At 62.5% G+C, this 18,655-nt stretch carries 16 protein-coding genes; all 16 read left to right on the forward strand.

Annotation, left to right across the window (positions count from 1 at the left end; all coding sequences use genetic code 11):
• Positions 1-29: 29 nt before the first annotated feature.
• The 16 genes from cgtA to ACJJV2_RS00495 all read left to right on the forward strand — a co-directional run bounded on the left by cgtA (position 30) and on the right by ACJJV2_RS00495 (position 18,607).
• Positions 30-1,226, forward strand: coding sequence for an Obg family GTPase CgtA (cgtA, locus tag ACJJV2_RS00420; RefSeq protein ID WP_043335967.1), 1,197 nt, complete (start codon positions 30-32; stop codon positions 1,224-1,226).
• Positions 1,227-1,447: 221 nt separating this feature from the next.
• Positions 1,448-2,611 carry a glutamate 5-kinase gene (gene proB, locus ACJJV2_RS00425; protein ID WP_405277579.1) on the forward strand — a complete coding sequence of 388 codons (1,164 nt, stop codon included), beginning with the start codon at positions 1,448-1,450 and terminating at the stop codon, positions 2,609-2,611.
• Positions 2,612-2,912: 301 nt separating this feature from the next.
• Positions 2,913-3,179: a 30S ribosomal protein S20 gene (gene rpsT / locus ACJJV2_RS00430; RefSeq protein WP_043335965.1), complete on the forward strand. Its 267-nt coding sequence runs from the start codon at positions 2,913-2,915 to the stop codon at positions 3,177-3,179.
• A 279-nt stretch (positions 3,180-3,458) separates the two neighbouring features.
• Positions 3,459-4,955: a murein biosynthesis integral membrane protein MurJ gene (gene murJ, locus ACJJV2_RS00435; RefSeq protein WP_405277652.1), complete on the forward strand. Its 1,497-nt coding sequence runs from the start codon at positions 3,459-3,461 to the stop codon at positions 4,953-4,955.
• A 134-nt stretch (positions 4,956-5,089) separates the two neighbouring features.
• Positions 5,090-6,223 (forward strand): bifunctional riboflavin kinase/FAD synthetase, encoded by a 1,134-nt coding sequence (gene ribF, locus ACJJV2_RS00440; protein WP_153636667.1) that lies wholly within the window; start codon positions 5,090-5,092, stop codon positions 6,221-6,223.
• Between the two features lie 11 nt (positions 6,224-6,234).
• Positions 6,235-9,066: an isoleucine--tRNA ligase gene (gene ileS / locus ACJJV2_RS00445; RefSeq protein WP_405277584.1), complete on the forward strand. Its 2,832-nt coding sequence runs from the start codon at positions 6,235-6,237 to the stop codon at positions 9,064-9,066.
• 118 nt (positions 9,067-9,184) lie between these two features.
• Positions 9,185-9,712: a signal peptidase II gene (gene lspA, locus ACJJV2_RS00450; protein ID WP_405277587.1), complete on the forward strand. Its 528-nt coding sequence runs from the start codon at positions 9,185-9,187 to the stop codon at positions 9,710-9,712.
• A gap of 20 nt (positions 9,713-9,732) precedes the next feature.
• Positions 9,733-10,176 carry an FKBP-type peptidyl-prolyl cis-trans isomerase gene (fkpB, locus tag ACJJV2_RS00455; RefSeq protein WP_043335961.1) on the forward strand — a complete coding sequence of 148 codons (444 nt, stop codon included), beginning with the start codon at positions 9,733-9,735 and terminating at the stop codon, positions 10,174-10,176.
• A 59-nt stretch (positions 10,177-10,235) separates the two neighbouring features.
• Positions 10,236-11,204 carry a 4-hydroxy-3-methylbut-2-enyl diphosphate reductase gene (gene ispH / locus ACJJV2_RS00460; protein ID WP_405277591.1) on the forward strand — a complete coding sequence of 323 codons (969 nt, stop codon included), beginning with the start codon at positions 10,236-10,238 and terminating at the stop codon, positions 11,202-11,204.
• A gap of 221 nt (positions 11,205-11,425) precedes the next feature.
• Positions 11,426-11,914 carry a type IV pilin protein gene (locus ACJJV2_RS00465; RefSeq protein WP_405277593.1) on the forward strand — a complete coding sequence of 163 codons (489 nt, stop codon included), beginning with the start codon at positions 11,426-11,428 and terminating at the stop codon, positions 11,912-11,914.
• Positions 11,915-11,987: 73 nt separating this feature from the next.
• Complete coding sequence (locus ACJJV2_RS00470; RefSeq protein WP_405277596.1) at positions 11,988-12,488, forward strand: GspH/FimT family pseudopilin; 501 nt, start codon at positions 11,988-11,990, stop codon at positions 12,486-12,488.
• Positions 12,485-13,051, forward strand: a complete 567-nt coding sequence (gene pilV, locus ACJJV2_RS00475) for a type IV pilus modification protein PilV (protein ID WP_405277599.1) — start codon at positions 12,485-12,487, stop codon at positions 13,049-13,051. The genes ACJJV2_RS00470 and pilV overlap by 4 nt, the downstream gene beginning before the upstream one ends.
• Positions 13,048-14,037, forward strand: coding sequence for a hypothetical protein (locus ACJJV2_RS00480; protein ID WP_405277602.1), 990 nt, complete (start codon positions 13,048-13,050; stop codon positions 14,035-14,037). The genes pilV and ACJJV2_RS00480 overlap by 4 nt, the downstream gene beginning before the upstream one ends.
• Entirely contained in the window at positions 14,037-14,615 is a 579-nt protein-coding gene (locus ACJJV2_RS00485; RefSeq protein WP_405277605.1) for a hypothetical protein, read from the forward strand. The genes ACJJV2_RS00480 and ACJJV2_RS00485 overlap by 1 nt, the downstream gene beginning before the upstream one ends.
• Positions 14,521-18,258, forward strand: coding sequence for a pilus assembly protein (locus tag ACJJV2_RS00490; RefSeq protein ID WP_405277608.1), 3,738 nt, complete (start codon positions 14,521-14,523; stop codon positions 18,256-18,258). Before ACJJV2_RS00485 ends, ACJJV2_RS00490 begins: the two co-directional genes overlap by 95 nt.
• 10 nt (positions 18,259-18,268) lie before the next feature.
• Positions 18,269-18,607: a hypothetical protein gene (locus tag ACJJV2_RS00495; protein WP_405277611.1), complete on the forward strand. Its 339-nt coding sequence runs from the start codon at positions 18,269-18,271 to the stop codon at positions 18,605-18,607.
• The last annotated feature ends 48 nt before the right edge of the window (positions 18,608-18,655 follow it).

The following is an 18,655-nucleotide window of genomic DNA, read 5'->3' on the forward strand; positions in this document are numbered from 1 at the left end:
GGCCCGGGTCGTCGTCAGGAGAGAGCAGCATGCAGTTCCTTGATGAAGCGTCGATCATTGTAGAGGCCGGACGTGGCGGCAATGGTTGCCTGAGTTTTCGCCGTGAAAAATACGTGCCGCGCGGTGGTCCCGATGGGGGCGACGGCGGGCACGGCGGCAGTGTGTACCTGATCGGGGATGACTCCCTCAATACCCTGATCGACTTCAAGTTCCAGCGCTACTATCAGGCGGAGAGCGGCGATGCCGGTCAAGGCCGCCAGATGGCAGGCAAGGCGGGCGAGGATCTGATCGTCAAGGTGCCGGTCGGCACCACCGTGATCGACGAGGAAACCCTCGAGATCATCGGTGACGTGACGGAAATCGGTCAGCTGTTGCTGGTCGCGCAGGGCGGACGTCGTGGCCTGGGTAACATCCACTTCAAGTCCTCGACCAACCGCGCGCCGCGCCAGACCTCCAAGGGAACCTGGGGTGAGCGTCGCAACCTGCGTTTCGAGATGAAGGTGATGGCAGATGTCGGTCTGCTCGGCATGCCGAATGCCGGCAAGTCGACGCTGATCCGCGCCGTCTCCGCCGCCAAGCCCAAGGTCGCCAACTACCCGTTCACCACCCTGGTGCCGAACCTCGGTGTCGTGAAGATCGGTAGCCACCAGCACTTCGTGATGGCCGATATCCCCGGTCTGATCGAAGGCGCTGCTGATGGCGCTGGCCTGGGTCTGCGCTTCCTCAAGCACCTGACGCGTACGCGCCTGTTGCTGCACGTGGTGGATATTGCGCCCTTTGACGAGAGCGACCCGGCCTATGCGGTCGAGGCGATCCTCAAGGAGCTCAAGAACTTCTCCGCGGCACTGACGGAGCTGCCGCGCTGGCTGGTGATCAACAAGATCGACCTGCTGCCCGAGGACGATCGCGACGCGATGGTCAAGGACCTCGTCGAGCGCCTGGGCTGGGAAGGCGAGCTGTTCGTCGTCTCCGCGGCCAGTGGTATCGGCACTCAGGAGCTGGTGCAGGCCGCTCACCGCTGGCTGGGCGAGCAACGCCTGCAGCTGGCGGAAGATCCGGAAGCTGCCGAGGCACATGCCGCCTTGCTGGCGCGCATGGAGAACGAGTCGCTGGAGCGCGCTGAAGAGCGCCTGACACGTCGCAAGCGCAAGAAGGATGACGAAGAAGAGGACGATGACGACTTCAATGACGACGATTACGACGTCGAAGTCGAATACGCGCCCTGAGGTCTCAGTTCGTCCGGTGGCTGTCCTGCGCGGCAGCCACTGAGTGACGAGCGACCCGCTTCGCGATTCACGCCCCGCCCCGAACCTCATGGTCTCGCGGCGGGGCGTTTTCGTTGTCGGGGCCGGCGAGGAGTGATGACAGCGGGCGGGCGGGAGCAGACAATGGCAAGCAGGGAGGCAGAGCCTGCCGGGCGAGGGATTACATGACAGGAGAGAGCACGGTGTCGGAGCAGAAGGTGGCGGAAGTGGCGGAACTGGGCAGTCAGACGGGGCGCGAGGCCTTGGCCAATGCACGACGCGTAGTGGTCAAGATCGGCAGTGCGCTGCTGACCGACGATGGCCGCGGGCTGGATGATGCCGGTATCGGCCGTTGGGTCGATCAGATCGCGGCGCTGCACGCGCGGGGTGTCGAGGTGATCGTGGTGTCCTCCGGGGCGATCGCCGTTGGCATGTCGCGGCTGGGCTGGTCGGCTCGCCCCAGCGGCGTGCATGAGCTGCAGGCGGCAGCGGCGGTCGGTCAGAATGGCCTGACCCAGTGCTATGAAGAGCATTTCCATCGTCATGGACTGACCACGGCGCAGATTCTGCTGACCCACGATGACCTCTCCAACCGCAAGCGCTACCTGAATGCACGCTCGGCGCTGCGCACCCTGGTCGACCTGCGGGTGGTGCCGGTGATCAACGAGAACGACACCGTGGTCACCGACGAGATCCGCTTCGGCGACAACGACACCCTCGGTGCGCTGGTCGCCAACCTGCTCGAGGCCGATGCGCTGTTGCTGCTCACCGATCAGGAAGGCCTCTATGATGCCGACCCGCGTCATGACCCGGCGGCCAGCCTGATCGAGGAAGCCCAGGCCGATGACCCGATACTGGTCAAGGTGGCCGGCGGCGGTGGCGTGCTCGGGCGTGGCGGCATGGCGACCAAGGTGCGCGCGGCGCGTCTGGCGGCGCGCAGTGGCGCATTGACCGTGATCGCCTCTGGTCGTCAGCCCGAGGTCATCACCCGGCTGGCTTCCGGTGAGCGCTTCGGCACGCTCCTCTTGCCGGAGCATGCGCCGATCGCGGCGCGCAAGCGCTGGATCGCGGGGCAGCTGCAGGTGCGCGGCACCCTGACGCTGGATGCCGGCGCCGTCAATGTGTTGACCACGCGTGGCTCCAGCCTGTTGCCGGTGGGCGTCAGGAAGATCGAGGGCGCCTTCAAGCGCGGTGACCTGGTGCAGTGCGTCGATGAATCCGGCCAGCGCATCGCCAAGGGCCTGGTGAATTACAGCGCCGAAGATGCGGGGCGGATTCTCGGCCTGCCCAGCCATCAGATCGAGGCCACGCTGGGCTATGTCGAGGCGCCGGAACTGATCCACCGCGACAACCTCATCGTGCTGTAGCACCCATGAGGCCTGCTTCCTGGCTCTGTGCTTGGCTCTGTGCCTGGGGCCGGCGCAGGCAAGCTCAGACTGGCGATATACGCTCGGGTCATGCTAGACTCTGCCGTCCTGTCGGGTGCTGGTCCGCCCCGATGGCGAAGGTTTGACGGGGCTTCCACGTCAAGTCGCTGATTTCTCGAAAGTCTTCACTTCAGTGTCGAAAGGCGAGAGATGATCGGACTCGCTGTCGCGGTGCGACAACGTCTTCCAAATTCAAGTTCATGAGTACGCGCCTACGGGTGGACTCATAAGGAGCATCAAAGTGGCAAATTCCAAGCAAGCACGTAAGCGCGCTCGTCAGGCTGAAGTTCGTCGTCAGCACAACTCCGCACAGCGTTCCGCCGTGCGTACCAGCATCAAGAACGTGCTGAAGACCGTCAAGACTGGCGATCACGCTGCTTCCATGGCCGCTTTCAATGTCGCGCAGAAGGTCCTCGACCGTTACGCCGACAAGGACATTCTGTCCAAGAAGAAGGCCGCTCGTCTGAAGAGCCGTCTGAACACTCGCGTCAAGGCACTGGCTGTCTAAGACGTGTGAGTGTGAAAAAACCGGCTTCGGCCGGTTTTTTTGTGTCTGTCTGTCGAGTGGATGACATCGGTGTCAGGTCAGGGAAGCGAGAGGGGTGTCAGGGTGAGCAAGCCGCAGGATGAGTCGCCCGCAGGCGAGAAGGAAGTCAGGGGAGAAGACGGCAAGGCCGAGGCCGCCGCGCAGTCGGCTTCACAGGCGAGTGCCCAGGGCGAGACCCGCTCGGGCGACAGCCTGCCGGTGCGGGGTGGTCTGCTGCGCTCCGGGTTGATCGTCAGCGTGATGACGATGCTGTCGCGCGTGCTGGGCCTGGCGCGCGATGTGACCATCGCATCCCTGCTGGGGGCCGGCAGCGGGGCAGATGCCTTCTTCGTCGCCTTCAAGATCCCCAACTTCATGCGCCGCCTGTTTGCCGAGGGTGCCTTCAACCAGGCCTTCATTCCGGTGCTGTCGGAGTATGCGACTCGCCGGACGCGGGAAGAGGTCCGCGAGTTGCTGGACGCCGTCAGCGGCAGTCTTGGCGTCATACTCGCGTTGATCACCGCGCTTGCGATGCTGTGTGCGCCCTGGCTGGTGTGGGTCTTCGCGCCCGGGTTCGGTGACGATGCCGGCAAGCTGGCGCTGACCGGCGACATGCTGCGCCTGACCTTCCCGTATCTGCTGCTGATCTCGCTGACCGCCTTCGCAGGCAGCGTGCTCAATACCTGGAATCGCTTTGCGGTGCCGGCCATCACGCCGGTGCTGCTCAATCTGAGTCTGATCGGCGCGGCACTGTTGCTGGCCCCGCGCTTCGAGACACCCGCCATGGCGCTGGCCTGGGGCGTGCTGATCGCAGGTGGCGTGCAGTTGCTGTTCCAGGTGCCGTTCCTGCTGCGGCTTGGCCTGATGCCCAAGCCATGGCCGAATTTCGCCCATGAAGGCGTGCGCCGCATCCTCAAGTTGATGACCCCGGCGCTGTTCGGTGTCTCGGTCTCGCAGATCAATCTGCTGCTGGATACCGTGCTGGCCTCGTTTCTGGTCACCGGCAGCGTGTCGTGGCTCTATTACTCCGACCGTCTGGTCGAGCTGCCGCTGGGCATCATCGGCATCGCCATCGGGACGGTGATTCTGCCGGCACTCTCCAAACGCCACGCCGAGCAATCACTGGAGCACTTCCAGAAGATGCTCGACTGGGCGCTGCGTTCGGTGCTGTTGATCGGTGTGCCGGCGGCGCTGGCGCTCGGCGTGCTGGCCGAACCCCTGCTGATCACGCTGTTCCACTACGGCGCGATGACCGACAACGATGTGGTGATGTCGGCCCAGAGTCTGCGTGCCTACAGCTTCGGTCTGCTGGCCTTCATGTTGATCAAGGTGCTGGCGCCGGGCTTCTATGCACGTCAGGACACGAAAACGCCGGTCAAGATCGGTATCATCGCGATGGTCGCCAACATGGCCTTCAACCTGGCGCTGATCGTGCCGCTGGCGCACGCCGGGCTCGCGCTGGCCACGGCGCTGTCGGCCTTCCTCAATGCGGGTCTGCTGGCACGCGGCCTGTATCGTGACGGCGTGCTGCGCTTCCAGTCCGGCTGGGGACGCTATTCGCTGACCCTGATCGGCGGTTGTGCCCTGATGGGCGGCGGCCTGATGTGGCTGTCGCCGGACTGGACCACCTGGCTTGGTTGGGGCCTGTGGGAGCGCTGTGCGATGATGGGAGCGCTGGTCGTCGGCGGTGTACTGGCCTATGCGGTGTGGTTGGGGCTGTGCGGTGTCCGCCCGCGCCATTTCCGCATGCAGAGCTGAGTCTGCTGCCCGAGTGCCACGCAGGTTGGTGCCCTCGGTTCCAGCTGTTTTCTCCCTGGCGGGGCAACGGTGGCTGTCAGCGCCGTGCCCCTTCGCTATAATCGACCACTTTCGGCGGCTTGTGTGATGCACGCATGGACTTGATCAGAGGACTCCACAATCTCGCCCGCCTGCGCAAGCAGGATGGCAGTCGCGGCTGTGTGGCCACCATCGGCAATTTCGATGGCGTGCATCTCGGCCACCAGGCGATTCTGGAGCAACTTCGCGAGCGCGCGGCGGCCTATGGTCTGCCCGCCACGGTGGTGGTGTTCGAGCCGCAGCCGCGTGAGTTCTTCGCGGGTGACAAGGCGCCGCCGCGGCTGACGCGTCTGGCGGACAAGGTGCGTCTGCTGGGCAGCCATGGCGCCGAGCGCGTACTGTGTCTGCCCTTCAATGAGACGCTGCGCTCGCTGTCGGCACGCGAGTTCATCGAGCAGGTGCTGATCGATGGCCTCGGAGTGCGTCATCTGGTGGTCGGTGACGACTTCCGCTTCGGCTGCGATCGCGCCGGAGACTTCGCGCTGCTGGAGCGCATCGGCGCCGCCGAAGGCTTCGCGGTGGAGCATACCCGCACCTTCGAGATCGCCGGTGAGCGTGTTTCCAGTACCCGCGTGCGTGAGGTGCTGGCCGCAGGCGACATGGCGCTGGCCGCCCGGTTGCTGGGGCGTGCCCACCACTGGCAGGGACGCGTGGTCGCGGACCGCCAACTGGGCCGCACGCTGGGCGTGCCGACCGCCAACCTGCCGCTGCCGAATGCGCCGCTGGCGGTCTCCGGCGTCTACGCGGTGATGGCGCACCTTGCCGACGGCCGCGACTGTCCGGCGGTGGCCAACATCGGCTGGCGCCCGACGGTCGGCACGCCGCGGCCGGTGCTCGAGGTCCATCTGCTGGACTTCGCGGAAGACCTCTACGGCCAGCCGATGCGCGTCAGCTTCTGCGCCTTCCTGCGCGGTGAGCAGCGTTTCGATGGCCTGGAAGCCCTCAAGGCCGCCATCTACGCCGACATCGCCCTGGCGAAGCGCTTCTTCGCGCTGGCCGCGGGCGAGACGCCTGCCGGTGATGAGCAGGCGTTGCTCGATTGCATGACCTCGATGGCTGACCTGCCGCTGGCCAGCCGTCCGCTGAGCGCACTGATGACGGATGCGCCGACGGCACCCTTACACGGCACTGCTGAGGTGTCTGATTCCACAGCTCGGGAAGCCCAGGCTTCCCGCCCCCACGACGGCTGACCCGAAAGGCTATGAGCGACTACAAGCACACTTTGAATCTGCCCGATACCGACTTCCCGATGCGCGGCAATCTCCCCAAGCGTGAGCCGGACCAACTGGCCCGCTGGAACGAGATTGACCTCTACGCGCGTCTGCGTGAAGCAGGCAAGGGCCGTCCGAGCTTCGTGCTCCACGACGGCCCTCCCTATGCCAACGGCAATATTCACATCGGTCATGCCGTCAACAAGATTCTCAAGGACATCATCGTCAAGTCCAAGACGATGGCGGGCTTCGACGCGCCTTACGTGCCGGGTTGGGACTGTCATGGTCTGCCCATCGAGCACAAGGTCGAGACGACCCACGGCAAGCATCTCGAGTCCGAGAAGGCGCGTCATCTCTGCCGTGAATACGCCGGCGTGCAGGTGGAAGGTCAGAAGCACGAGTTCATCCGTCTCGGCATCGTCGGTGACTGGGGCAACCCGTATCGCTCCATGGACTTCGCCAATGAAGCCGGCGAGATCCGTGCGCTGGCCGAGATGGTCAAGGGCGGTTATGTCTTCAAGGGCCTGAAGCCGGTCAACTGGTGCTTCGACTGCGGCTCTGCGCTGGCGGAAGCGGAAGTCGAGTACGCCGACAAGACCTCTGACGCCATCGACGTCGCCTTCGCGGCAGACGATAGCGCGGCGCTGGCCAAGGCCTTCGGCCTCGAGTCACTGAGCAAGCCGGCGGCGATCGTGATCTGGACCACCACTCCGTGGACCATTCCGGCCAACCAGGCACTCAACGTGCACCCGGACTTCGTCTACTCGCTGGTCGACACCGGCGAGCGCCTGCTGGTGCTGGCCGAGGAACTGGTCGAGGACAGCCTGGCGCGCTTCGGCCTGAGCGGCGAGACGCTGGCGACCGTCAACGGCGCGGCGCTGGAGCTGACCAACTTCCGTCACCCGATCTACGATCGTCTGTCGCCGGTCTATCTGGCCGACTACGTCGAGACCGGCGCCGGTACCGGTATCGTCCACTCCGCGCCGGCCTACGGCGAGGATGACTTCCATACCTGCCGTCGTTACGGCATGAGCTTCGACGAGATCGAAAGCCCGGTGCAGGGCAACGGCGTCTACGTGCCGGACCTGCCGGAATTCGGTGGTCAGTTCATCTGGAAGGCCAATCCGAACATCGTCGCGCGTCTGGAAGAGCTCGGCGCGCTGATGGCGCACGAGAAGATCAGCCACAGCTACATGCACTGCTGGCGCCACAAGACCCCGGTCATCTATCGCGCGACGGCCCAGTGGTTCGTCGGCATGGACATTGCCGGCACCGACGGCGTGACCCTGCGTGACAAGGCGCTGTCCGCCATCGAGGACACCGCCTTCATCCCGGCCTGGGGTCAGGCGCGTCTGAAGAGCATGATCGCCAACCGTCCGGACTGGTGCATCTCGCGTCAGCGCAACTGGGGCGTGCCGATTCCGCTGTTCCTGCATCGCGCGACGGGGGAACTGCACCCCGACAGCGTGGCGCTGATGGAAGCGGTCGCCGATCGCGTTGCCGAGCACGGCATCGATGCCTGGTGGTCACTCGACAGCCAGGAGCTGCTGGGCGATGAGGCCGAGAACTACGAGAAGGTCACCGACACGCTGGACGTGTGGTTCGACTCCGGGACGACCCACTGGCATGTGCTGCGTGGCTCGCACCCGCATGGTCACGAGCAAGGCCCGCGTGCCGACCTGTACCTGGAAGGCTCCGACCAGCACCGTGGCTGGTTCCACTCGTCACTGCTGACCGGCTGTGCCATCGACGGCCACGCGCCCTACAAGGCGCTGCTGACTCACGGTTTCACCGTGGATGCGCAGGGTCGCAAGATGTCCAAGTCCGTCGGCAACGTGGTCGCGCCGCAACAGGTGATGGACAAGCTGGGCGCCGACATCCTGCGCCTGTGGGTGTCCTCCAATGATTACTCCGGCGAGATGGCCGTCTCGGACGAGATCCTCAAGCGGACCGCCGATGCCTATCGTCGCATCCGCAACACCTCGCGCTTCCTGCTGTCCAATCTGAACGGCTTCGAGCCCGAGCGTGATGCGCTGGCCTTTGACGACATGCTGGCGCTGGACCAGTGGGTGGTCGATCGTGCCGCCCAGCTGCAGGCACGTGTCGAGCTGGCCTACGAGGAATACCGCTTCCTCGACATCTATCAGCAGGTGCTGACCTTCTGCTCGCGTGAGCTGGGCGGCTTCTATCTGGATGTCATCAAGGACCGTCAGTACACCACGCAGCCGAACTCGCGTGCGCGTCGTAGCTGTCAGACGGCGCTGTATCACGTGATCGAGGCGCTGGCACGCTGGATGGCGCCGATCCTCTCCTTCACCGGTGAAGAGATCTACGCCAACATCCCGGGCCCGCGCAAGGACACCATCTTCCTCGAGACGGCCTACACCGGCCTGACCACCCTGGCGGATGATGCGGCCATGGGGCGTGAGTTCTGGGAGCAGGTGCTGCACGTCAAGCAGGCGGTCAACAAGACGCTGGAAGGCGCGCGCAACGCCGGTCTGGTCAAGAATGGCCTGGCGGCGGAAGTCACCCTCTACGTCAATGACGAGCTCAACACGCTGCTGGCAAGTCTCGGCGACGAGCTGCGCTTCGTGATGCTGACCAGCGGCGTGACCCTGGCGCCTCTCGAGGCGGCCGGTGAGGCAGAAGAGACAGAAGTGTCCGGCCTCAAGGTGGCGGTCAAGGTCAGCGAGAATGCCAAGTGCGAGCGTTGCTGGCACCACCGTCCGGAAGTCGGCACCCTGCCGGAACATCCGACGCTGTGCAGCCGCTGCGTGACCAATCTGCCGGATGGCGAAGGCGAGACGCGTCACTTCGCTTGATCGCTGATGCGACCGCGGCATCGTTCAGCCTCCGCTGAGCGCTGATATCGAACGCCGGGCTCTGGCCCGGCGTTCGTGTCTTGCCGGTCGCAGACTCATTTCACGACAGGAAGGTAACATGACGTCTTCTTCACAAGGGCCAGCGACGGATACCCCCTCGGCCGGCAGCGAGCCGATGCGTTCACCGCTGCGCTGGCTCTGGTTGTCACTGGCGATCGTGGTGCTGGACCTGGCCACCAAGTGGCTGGCCAGCAGCTCGCTGGTCTACGGCCAGGCAAACGAAGTGCTGCCGGTCTTCAATCTGACGTTGCTCCACAATACCGGTGCAGCGTTCAGCTTCCTGGCGGCCCACGATGGCTGGCAGCGCTGGTTGTTTGCGGGCATCGCGGTGGTGGCTGCCGTCGGTCTGAGCATCTGGCTGACACGCCTCAAGCGTCACGAGACCTTCACCGCGCTGGGTATCGCGCTGGTGTTGGGGGGCGCGCTTGGCAATCTCTATGATCGTGTCGTGCATGGCTACGTGGTGGACTTCCTGTCCTTCCACTGGGGCAATGCCTTCTTCCCGGCCTTCAACGTGGCGGACGTCGCCATCAGCCTGGGAGCCGTGGCACTGATTCTTGAATCTTTCCGTGGCCGCTCCGAATGAGCGCTACAAGCGAGGTCAGCATGAGCGAGCATCGTATCGCCGATAACATGGAGGTCAGCCTCCATTTCCGTCTGCGTCTGGAAGACGGCACCGAGGTGGACTCCACCTTCGACAAGACACCGGCCACCTTCCAGGTGGGTGACGGCAATCTGCCGCCGGGCTTCGAGCGTTCGATCATGGGCATGGCGGCGGGCGAGACCGGCAGCTTCACGATCACGCCGGAGCATGCCTTCGGTCAGCACAATCCGCAGAACGTCCAGACCGTGGCGCGCAAGAGCTTCGATGAAGAGATCGAGGTCGGCATGGTGATGTCCTTCGCCGAGCCGTCGGGTTCGGAACTGCCGGGCATCATCCGCGAGATCGATGAGCGTGACGTCAAGGTCGACTTCAATCACCCGCTGGCCGGGCGTACCCTGACCTTCGAGGTCGAGGTACTGTCAGTCGCCCCCGCGACCACGCACTGAGTCTTCTTTCCAGAGGTGCGCTCCCCGTGAGCGCGCCTCGCCATCAAGCGGAGCCTGTCATGCAGATCAAGCTGGCCAACCCGCGCGGTTTCTGCGCCGGAGTGGATCGCGCCATCGATATCGTCAACGGGGCGCTCGACGTGTTCGGGCCGCCGATCTACGTGCGTCACGAGGTGGTGCACAACCGTTTCGTGGTCGACTCTCTCAAGGATCGCGGTGCCATCTTCGTCGAGGAGCTGCACGAGGTGCCGGATGACGTCATCGTCATCTTCTCGGCGCACGGTGTCTCACGTGCCGTGCAGGTAGAAGCCGAGCGTCGCAACCTCAAGGTCTTCGATGCCACCTGCCCGCTGGTGACCAAGGTGCACATGGAAGTCCTGCGCTATGCGCGCAAGGGCCAGGATTGCGTGTTGATCGGTCATGAGGGCCACCCGGAGGTCGAGGGCACCATGGGCCGCTATGACACTTCCAAGGGTGGCACCATCCATCTGGTGGAAGACGAGTCCGATGTGGCGCGTCTGGAGGTCAAGGACCCGGATCAGCTGGCCTTCGTCACCCAGACCACGCTCTCGATGGATGACACGGCGCGCGTGATCGACGCGCTGCGCGAACGCTTCCCGGCGATTCAGGGTCCGCGCAAGGATGACATCTGCTACGCGACCCAGAATCGTCAGGACGCCGTGCGCATGCTGGCGGAAGCCTGCGATGTGGTGCTGGTGGTCGGCAGCCCCAACAGCTCCAACTCCAATCGCCTGCGCGAACTGGCCGAGCGCATGCAGACCCCGGCCTGGTTGATCGATGATGCGCAGCAGATCGAGGCCAGCTGGCTCGAGGGTATCGGCAGCATCGGTATCACCGCCGGGGCCAGTGCCCCCGAAGTGCTGGTGCAGGGCGTGATCGATCGTCTGATGGCGCTGGGGGCCTCGGCGCCCGAGGAGCTCGAGGGCCAGGAGGAAAACATCGTCTTCTCCATGCCCAAGGAGCTCAAGGAGCGCTTGATCGCCTCGGACCAGATCCGTGAGCTGTAACGCCTTGTAAGTTTCTGCCAGTGACGAAGCCGCGACCCTGTCGCGGCTTTTTTGTGCGCGCCATTCGCATTTTGCCATTCAATTCAGCAGTTTCTTGTATAAACGGCAGCTTTCTTGAATGGAATCGTTGATCTATTTGGCGCGTATTGAAAAAAAATGTAATGCGTGGTTACCAAAATGATACATAATGGAGGTATGGTTCGTACTCTGGAGAATTCCCCATGCCGCGACTCTTCTCGGTCAACGGTGTCAGCAGTGCAGGTGCACGCCGTGAGCCGAAACCGGGGCGCGGGGCACCTGGCAGGCGTCGGGCTCAGGGCTTCACCCTGATCGAGATGATGATGGTGGTCGCGATCATCGGCATTCTGGCGGCGGTCGCCATTCCCTCCTATCTCGGTTATGTGGAGCGCAGCTGGCGCTCGCATGCCCAGCAGGCACTGGGGCAGCAGGCCAGACAGCTGCATGGCTTCTACTACCAGAATTTTTCCGAGGCGCCCGTGGGGGATGATGACCAGCCGACGGATGGCGTCAGCCGTATAGAGGACGGCGGTGGCAATCTTCGCTACCTGATCACGTATCGCAGTCTGTCTGCCTCGGCCTTCGTCCTGCAGGCGACGCCTCAAGGGGCACAACTCAATGATGACTGCGGCGTGCTGTGGATGGACCAGGACATGAATACCGGTGCCGAAGGAGGAGGTCGGTGCTGGTGATGGTGGGCCCCAGAAGACAGACTCGAGTCCGGCACGGCCGGTCGACCCTTAGCGGCAAGGAGAAGTATCTCTCATGCGCCAATCCCGTGGTTTCACCCTGATCGAGCTGGTCGTGACAGTGGCGATCATTGCCATCATCGCGACCTGGGCGGTGCCGGCCTGGCAAGGCCTGGTGCAGCGCTCTCAGGTGGAGTCCGATGTGCGTGCCCTGACCCATGCGCTCGGCATGGCGCGCAGCACCGCCACCACGCGCGGTGTGGATGTGAGTGTCTGTCCCTATGCGCCGAGCGTCGCCACCCCCAATCCCACGACCTGCGACGATGACTGGGCGAATGGCTGGGTCGTCTATGTCGGGGGTACTTCCAACTTCACCCTCGACGACCGCCTGTGGATCCATCAGGACAGCAATGCGGTTGCCCAGTCGGGGGGCGCTTCCAGGATTACCTACAACGATCGCGGCACGTTGACTAGTGGCAACAGTACGCTGGTGTTCTGTGCGGCCTCCGATGCTACCTCTGTGGTAGTGGCGCCTTCAGGCCGTGTACGCCTTGAATCAGGAGGGGACTGCTCATGACAGCATCGTTGATGACCACATCCCTCAAGCAAGCCCTGCAGCCGAGAGCGCTGAGGAAGACATTGCTGTCTCGCCTGCAACGGCGCCGTTCCGCTCGGCATTCTCAGCGCGGCGTCGGCCTGATCGAGGCGCTGGTCGCGGTCATGCTGCTGGGGGTTTCCCTACTGGGGCTGGGGTTGTTGCAAGTTCAGACGCTTCAGCATCAGCGCGTCAGCTACAGCAATACCGTGGCACAACTGCTGTCGCTGGACATGGCTGAGCGTATCCGCGCCAACCTTGAGGCCATCGATCAATATGATGATGCCGATACCACCAATGCGCCGGCGGATGGATGCAGCTCGGACTGCGTGCCCGCAGAGCTGGCGGACCAGGACATCATTGATTGGGGTGACGCCATCATCGGCTCCACGCTGACCAGCGGCGTCGGCAGCGTGGAAGTCGACGAGCGTGTTGTCGGCGGCGCCGGCATCGGCGTTCACGACGTCAGTGTCCAGGTGCAGTGGAGTGACCCCATCAGCGGGGGAGTTGACCAGCAGACCTATCGTTTCGAGGTAGAGCCATGAATCGCTGTTCCCCTGCATCGGTCCGCCGACGCTTGGCCCCCGACACCGCCCGTCCGCATGGCTTGAAACGCCAGGCGGGCGTGGGGCTTGTCGAGCTGATGATCAGCCTGGTGCTGGGGCTGCTGATCACGGCGATGGCCGTGCAGATGTTCTCGACCTCACGCAGCACCGTGAGCACCCAGGAGGCGCTTTCCTATCTGCAGGAATCGGCCCGCTACGTGTCCTTCCGGCTCCAGCCGCTGATGCGCAATGTGGGCTACGCAGGCTGTGCCAATAGCCGCGATATCACCAATGCCAGCTCGGTGGATGCCTCCCATGACCTCACGGCGCCTTTCGGTGGTCAGCAGCGTACCCAGCGGGGCCTCAGCTATTTCAATCTGACGTTCGTCGCTGCCAGCAAGGACGGCGATGAAACCACGCTGACCAGCAGCATGACGTCGCTGGGCGGCCCACTGTCCGTGCGCAACGGTAGCGAAGATGCCTTCGTGACCAACGAGTATGCGCTGGTCAGTGATTGCAGCAGCACCGATGTCTTCAGGGTGTCGGGCACTACCCAGGGCAATGTGGAAACCAACGACACCCTGTCACGTTCCTACGGCAGCTCTCAGTCCTCGAATGCCTATCTCTACCCGGTGCAGGCCTGGGAGCTGCGACTGGATGACCAGGCCAACGATTCTTCGGTGCGTGCACTGTATATCGACCGTATCGATGCCGCTTTCGCACGCGAAGAACTGGCCTCCGGCGTACAGGGCTTCGATGTCAGTTTCAGCCTGGATACCACCGGCAATGGCAATGTCGATCGTGTCAAGGTGCCGGCCGCCACGGTGCGCAGCGAAGGCCGTTGGGATGAGGTGCGCCGTATCGAGATCGCCCTGACGCTCGAGAGCCTGCCGGGAGTGGTGCCGGGCGGGGATAACGATGGGCGTTTGACGCGAACCTTCAATCTCACGTTCACACCGCGCAATCTGCAACTGAGGGGCAGCTGATGAATACATCGTCTTCAACGTCCAGAGCCTGCACGGTCACCCGGGGGCCAGCACGTCAGCAAGGCATCGCCTTGCTGATCGTGTTGATCATGCTGGTCGTGATCGGCCTGCTGGCCGTCACCGGGGTCGAGGACAGTCAGCTGCAGACACGCATGGCCGTCAACAGCCGCAACTTCGAGCAGTCCTATTACAACGCGGAAACCAGCCTGAGCATCGGTGAGCGCGCACTGCAGGAAAGTCTGGAGGATGGCACCTGGAGCCTGAACAGCTTCGATGACTCGGCTGGCCTGATGCTGGCGCTGCCCGAGGATGCACCGCCGATCAACCCGCTCTCGGAAGCGGATTGGCAAGCCAGCGGTATCCAGACGCTCGACAGTGATACCGGTGTGGTCATCGGTGCTTATGTGATCGAGTATCTGGGCAAGGTCGGCGAGCCGCCGCTGAATGCCAGCAACGAAGTGAATGCGGTGGGCACGCGCCTGGATGCCTTCCGAATCAATGCGATGGGCGCGGGGGGCGGCAATGGTGCTTCCTGGACAGTGGTGCAAAGCGAGATGGAACTGGGCCCTTACTTCTGAGAGGAGCATGAATATGCGTTATCTGCTGAGTGGTGCCCTGTGCCTTGTCGCCTTGCCCTGTCTGGCGGCCCCCGGGGAAATCGCCCGCGCCCCAGTCACGGAAGCGACCGGGGTCCAGCCCAATATCCTGTTCATTCTGGATGATTCGGGCAGCATGGCCTGGGAGGACACTCTCAACAAAGGGGTGGAACATTGGAACCTTCAGCCGGCTTCCTCGTTGATGGGATATACCGGGGTGTATTCCAAGGGCTTGCTCACGATGAGGAACAATCATGATGCCGAGGATCGTATCTCGACATACACGGATCTTGGGGGGGCGATAGGGGCTTGCATGGGCTTCAATGTCATGGCCTACAACCCTGCTCTGACCTACACCCCCTGGGCGGGGGCAGACCGAGTGGGAATCGCCTATCAGGACATGAGCCTGTCGAATGTCCGTGAAGATCCTTACGACCCCACCAGCTCGGCCAGGATGAAGGATGACGCCTACTACGTTCGCTGGGACGACAATGGCGATGGGGACTATGACTATGGTGAATGCGGCGTCTATAGCAACAATTCAGGGCGCTTGTTTCTAGACGAAGACCATGTCGTTGAAGTGGAAGACCTGCCCGCGGCTCAGCAAGTCAATTTCGCCAACTGGTTCACCTACTATCGCGACCGAATGCTGGTTGCCAAATCCGCCATGGCCGGTGTGATCGATGCCAACGAGTCCCGGGTCGGGCTACGCACTATCCAAGGTCGCAACAATCGCAACGTTGCTGACATGACGGATGTCGATGAGCGTGAAGACCTGCTGGAGGAGCTGTTTACTGCTTATCCCTCCGGTGGCACCCCTCTGCGTACCGCGCTCAAGAATGCCGGTGAGTATTATTCCAGCACTGGAAGCAATGCTCCCATCCTGAGTGCGGATGAGGGCGGAATGTGCCAGCAGAACTATTCCATCATGATGACCGATGGCTACTGGAATGGCTCCAGTCCCAGTGTCGGCAATGTCGACGGTGGCAGCGGCGACTTCATCAGTGCCAGTCACCGTGACAGTCATTCCAACACTTTGGGTGACGTGGCGATGCACTACTACCGTACCGACCTGCGTACTGACTTGATTGACAGTGTGCCTACCATACCGGGAGTGGATGAAAATTCCGCTCAGCACATGGTGACCTACACCGTCGCTTTCGGTGTGGATGGCTCGCTGTCCGAGAACCCTGCTGATCTCGAGTCTGCCTTCACCTGGCCGCAGCCTTCCGCCAATACCAATACCACCATCGATGATCTGCGCCATGCGGCCTGGAACGGACGTGGTGAATATCTCAGCGCCGCCAATCCGCAGGCATTGATTGATGCACTGAACAATATCGCGCAGTCCATCGCAGGGCGCGCGGCCAGCACCGGTAGTCTGGACATCAGCAGCGGCGGGCAGGCCAGCGGCGCTTATGTTATCCAGACAACCTATGATCCCGCTGACTGGTCGGGGGATGTCGTGGCGCGCAAGATCGGCGCCAATGGAGCCTTGAGTTCTGCGTCGGACTGGTCTGTCGCGGACTGGTTGCGTGAGGATGCCAACCGTAGCTCAAGTCGCAAGGTAATTACCTATAACCCGGGAATCGCGGACGTTGACGAGAAGGCCTTCTTCTTCGATATCGAGGAGGCCGGATCACTCGAGGCTGAGCAGGTACTCGACCTTGTCGGCTTTCTTGATGAGTCCCTGTTGACCGATGCCGTGTTGATATCCGTGCGTGAAGCCGCGAATGGTGTCTCCAGTAGTCTTGGTAGCGGGCTTGGTCTTGGGAGTGGTGGCCTGACCGACACCTTGGGGCTGACTGGTGGGCAGAGTGGGGTCCTGGATCTTGTCGGAGACACACTGACGCAGCTGACGGGGCAGATTCTAGATACGAGCGGGACTTTCCTCCGTCTCAATGGTACTCCGCTGGCCGTGAGAACGTCCGAGCTTGAGAACCTCATTGGGTACCTCAAGGGGGATGATGAATATGAAGGTACCTTGTTCCGCGAGCGTGACGACAACTATCTCGGGGATATCGTGCATGCTTCCCCGGCGATCGTCGGGCCGCCTTCGGCCAGCTATCGCAATGACATGGAAGTGTCCTCCTACCGCTCCTTCAAGACGCTGTATGAAGATCGTCAAAACATGATCTACATCGGTGCCAACGACGGCATGCTGCACGCCATCGACATGGAGACCGGTGAAGAGAAGTTCGCCTACATGCCGTATGCCGCCTTCAGCATCGAGAGCGGGCGCGGCATTCGCCAGCTCGCTGATCAGAACTATGTGCACCAGTACTATGTCGATGCCACGCCGGTCGCGCGTGACGTGCATGTCCAATTGGGAGATGAGGATGCGCCTGGTTGGCACTCAGTCCTGCTGGGTGGGTTGGGTGCGGGGGGCAAGGCAGTCTACATGCTGGATATCACCGATCCTGAAGGCTTCGAATCATTGGGCGAGTCAAACGGCACCTCGCCTTCCGAGATCGTGCAGTGGGAGTTTACGCACGAGGACCTTGGCTATACCTTCAGCGATATTCAGGTGGCGCGTCTGGATGACGGCAAGTGGTATGCCATCTTTGGCAATGGCTACAATGCCGATAGCGACGGGCGTGCCAAATTGTTCATCGTGGACCTGGAAGATCCCGACAACTATGCGCTGCTGGACTCTCAACAGGGCAGCAATGCTGGTGGCTCATGTACATCTGGCACCAGTGACTGCAATGGCATGTCGAGTCCTGAACTGGCTGACATCGATGCCGATGGCATCACCGACTGGGTCTATGCTGGCGACCTGCATGGCAATGTCTGGGTGTTTGACATGCGCGAGTTCTCGCTGAGCAACATCGGCAGCAGCGAAATGTCGCGTCTGTTCCAGTCATGTGCCGTTGCCTTGAACAGTACGGCATCGACATGCCCGACAGCTTCTCGCCAGCCCATCACATCGCGGGTAGCTGTGGCGCGCAGCGGTGTTTTCAACAGTACCGTCGATACGCCGTACTTGAATGTCTATTGGGGGACGGGGCAGTTGCTGTCGCTGCAGGATGCGGTCGATACCTCGACGCAATCCTTCTACAGCGTGCTGCATACCGGGTCTTCGACTCGCCGTCATCATGGCCAGTTGGAAAAGCAGAGCTTCTCCAATATCAGTGGCGTGAGTGACGCGCGGACGGTCACGGGGGTAGGCGTCGATTATTCCAATCAGAACAACAATGGTATGCAGTACGGCTGGTACCTGGAGCTACCGGACGCCGGTGAGCGTCTGGTGACCATCCCGGCTGTCCGTGGTGATCTGATTGTCTTCAATACCACCATCCCGGGCTCCAATGGCCCCTGTACTGGCGGCGCAAGTGGTTGGCTGAATGCGCTCAGCTTGCGCAATGGGCTACAACCGGTGCGCAGCTACAACAATGTGCAGCAGGTCTTTGATTACAACGATGACGGCGAGGTCAACGCGAGCGACAACGTCAACAATCAGGTCGTGCTCTCGATCAAGACACAAGGCGAGCCCACTTCACCGAAATTCCTGGGAGATACCCAGTATGTCGGCCAGGGTGGCACCAATCAGGTGGTCGAGATGGCCATGGACTTCGGGATCGACGGGCTGGAAGGCCGTAGTGCCTGGTATCAGCTGCGATAGGAGTAGGATCATGCAGACATCACGACACAAGCTGGCAAGTGGTTGGCTGATGCTGGCGGCAGGCTTGCTCTTCTCGAGCTGGAGCTCCCAGGCCCTGGCGGAAGATACTCCGATTCCGCTGGTCATGGAGCAGAGCGTCACGGGCGTCATCGACGAGCGAGAGGGAGATCAGCTGCTCGTCGACGACATGGGGTTCGTGCTTCAGCCGGAGAGCCGAATACTCAATCGCAATGGGCGCGAGCTGAAGGCCTTCCACCTCACGCCGGGGCAGGAGGTCGAGGTGCGCTTCGACCCTCGTGGTGAGCCGAAGCAGGTCATCGACATCACGCTGCTGCGTCGGGGGCGCTGATGATCAGGCGAACAGGGGGGGCTCGGGCACAAGGCGGCTTTGGTCTGT

The sequence above is a fragment of the Cobetia sp. Ld8 genome, assembly GCF_045066615.1.
Lineage (GTDB): Bacteria > Pseudomonadota > Gammaproteobacteria > Pseudomonadales > Halomonadaceae > Cobetia > Cobetia amphilecti.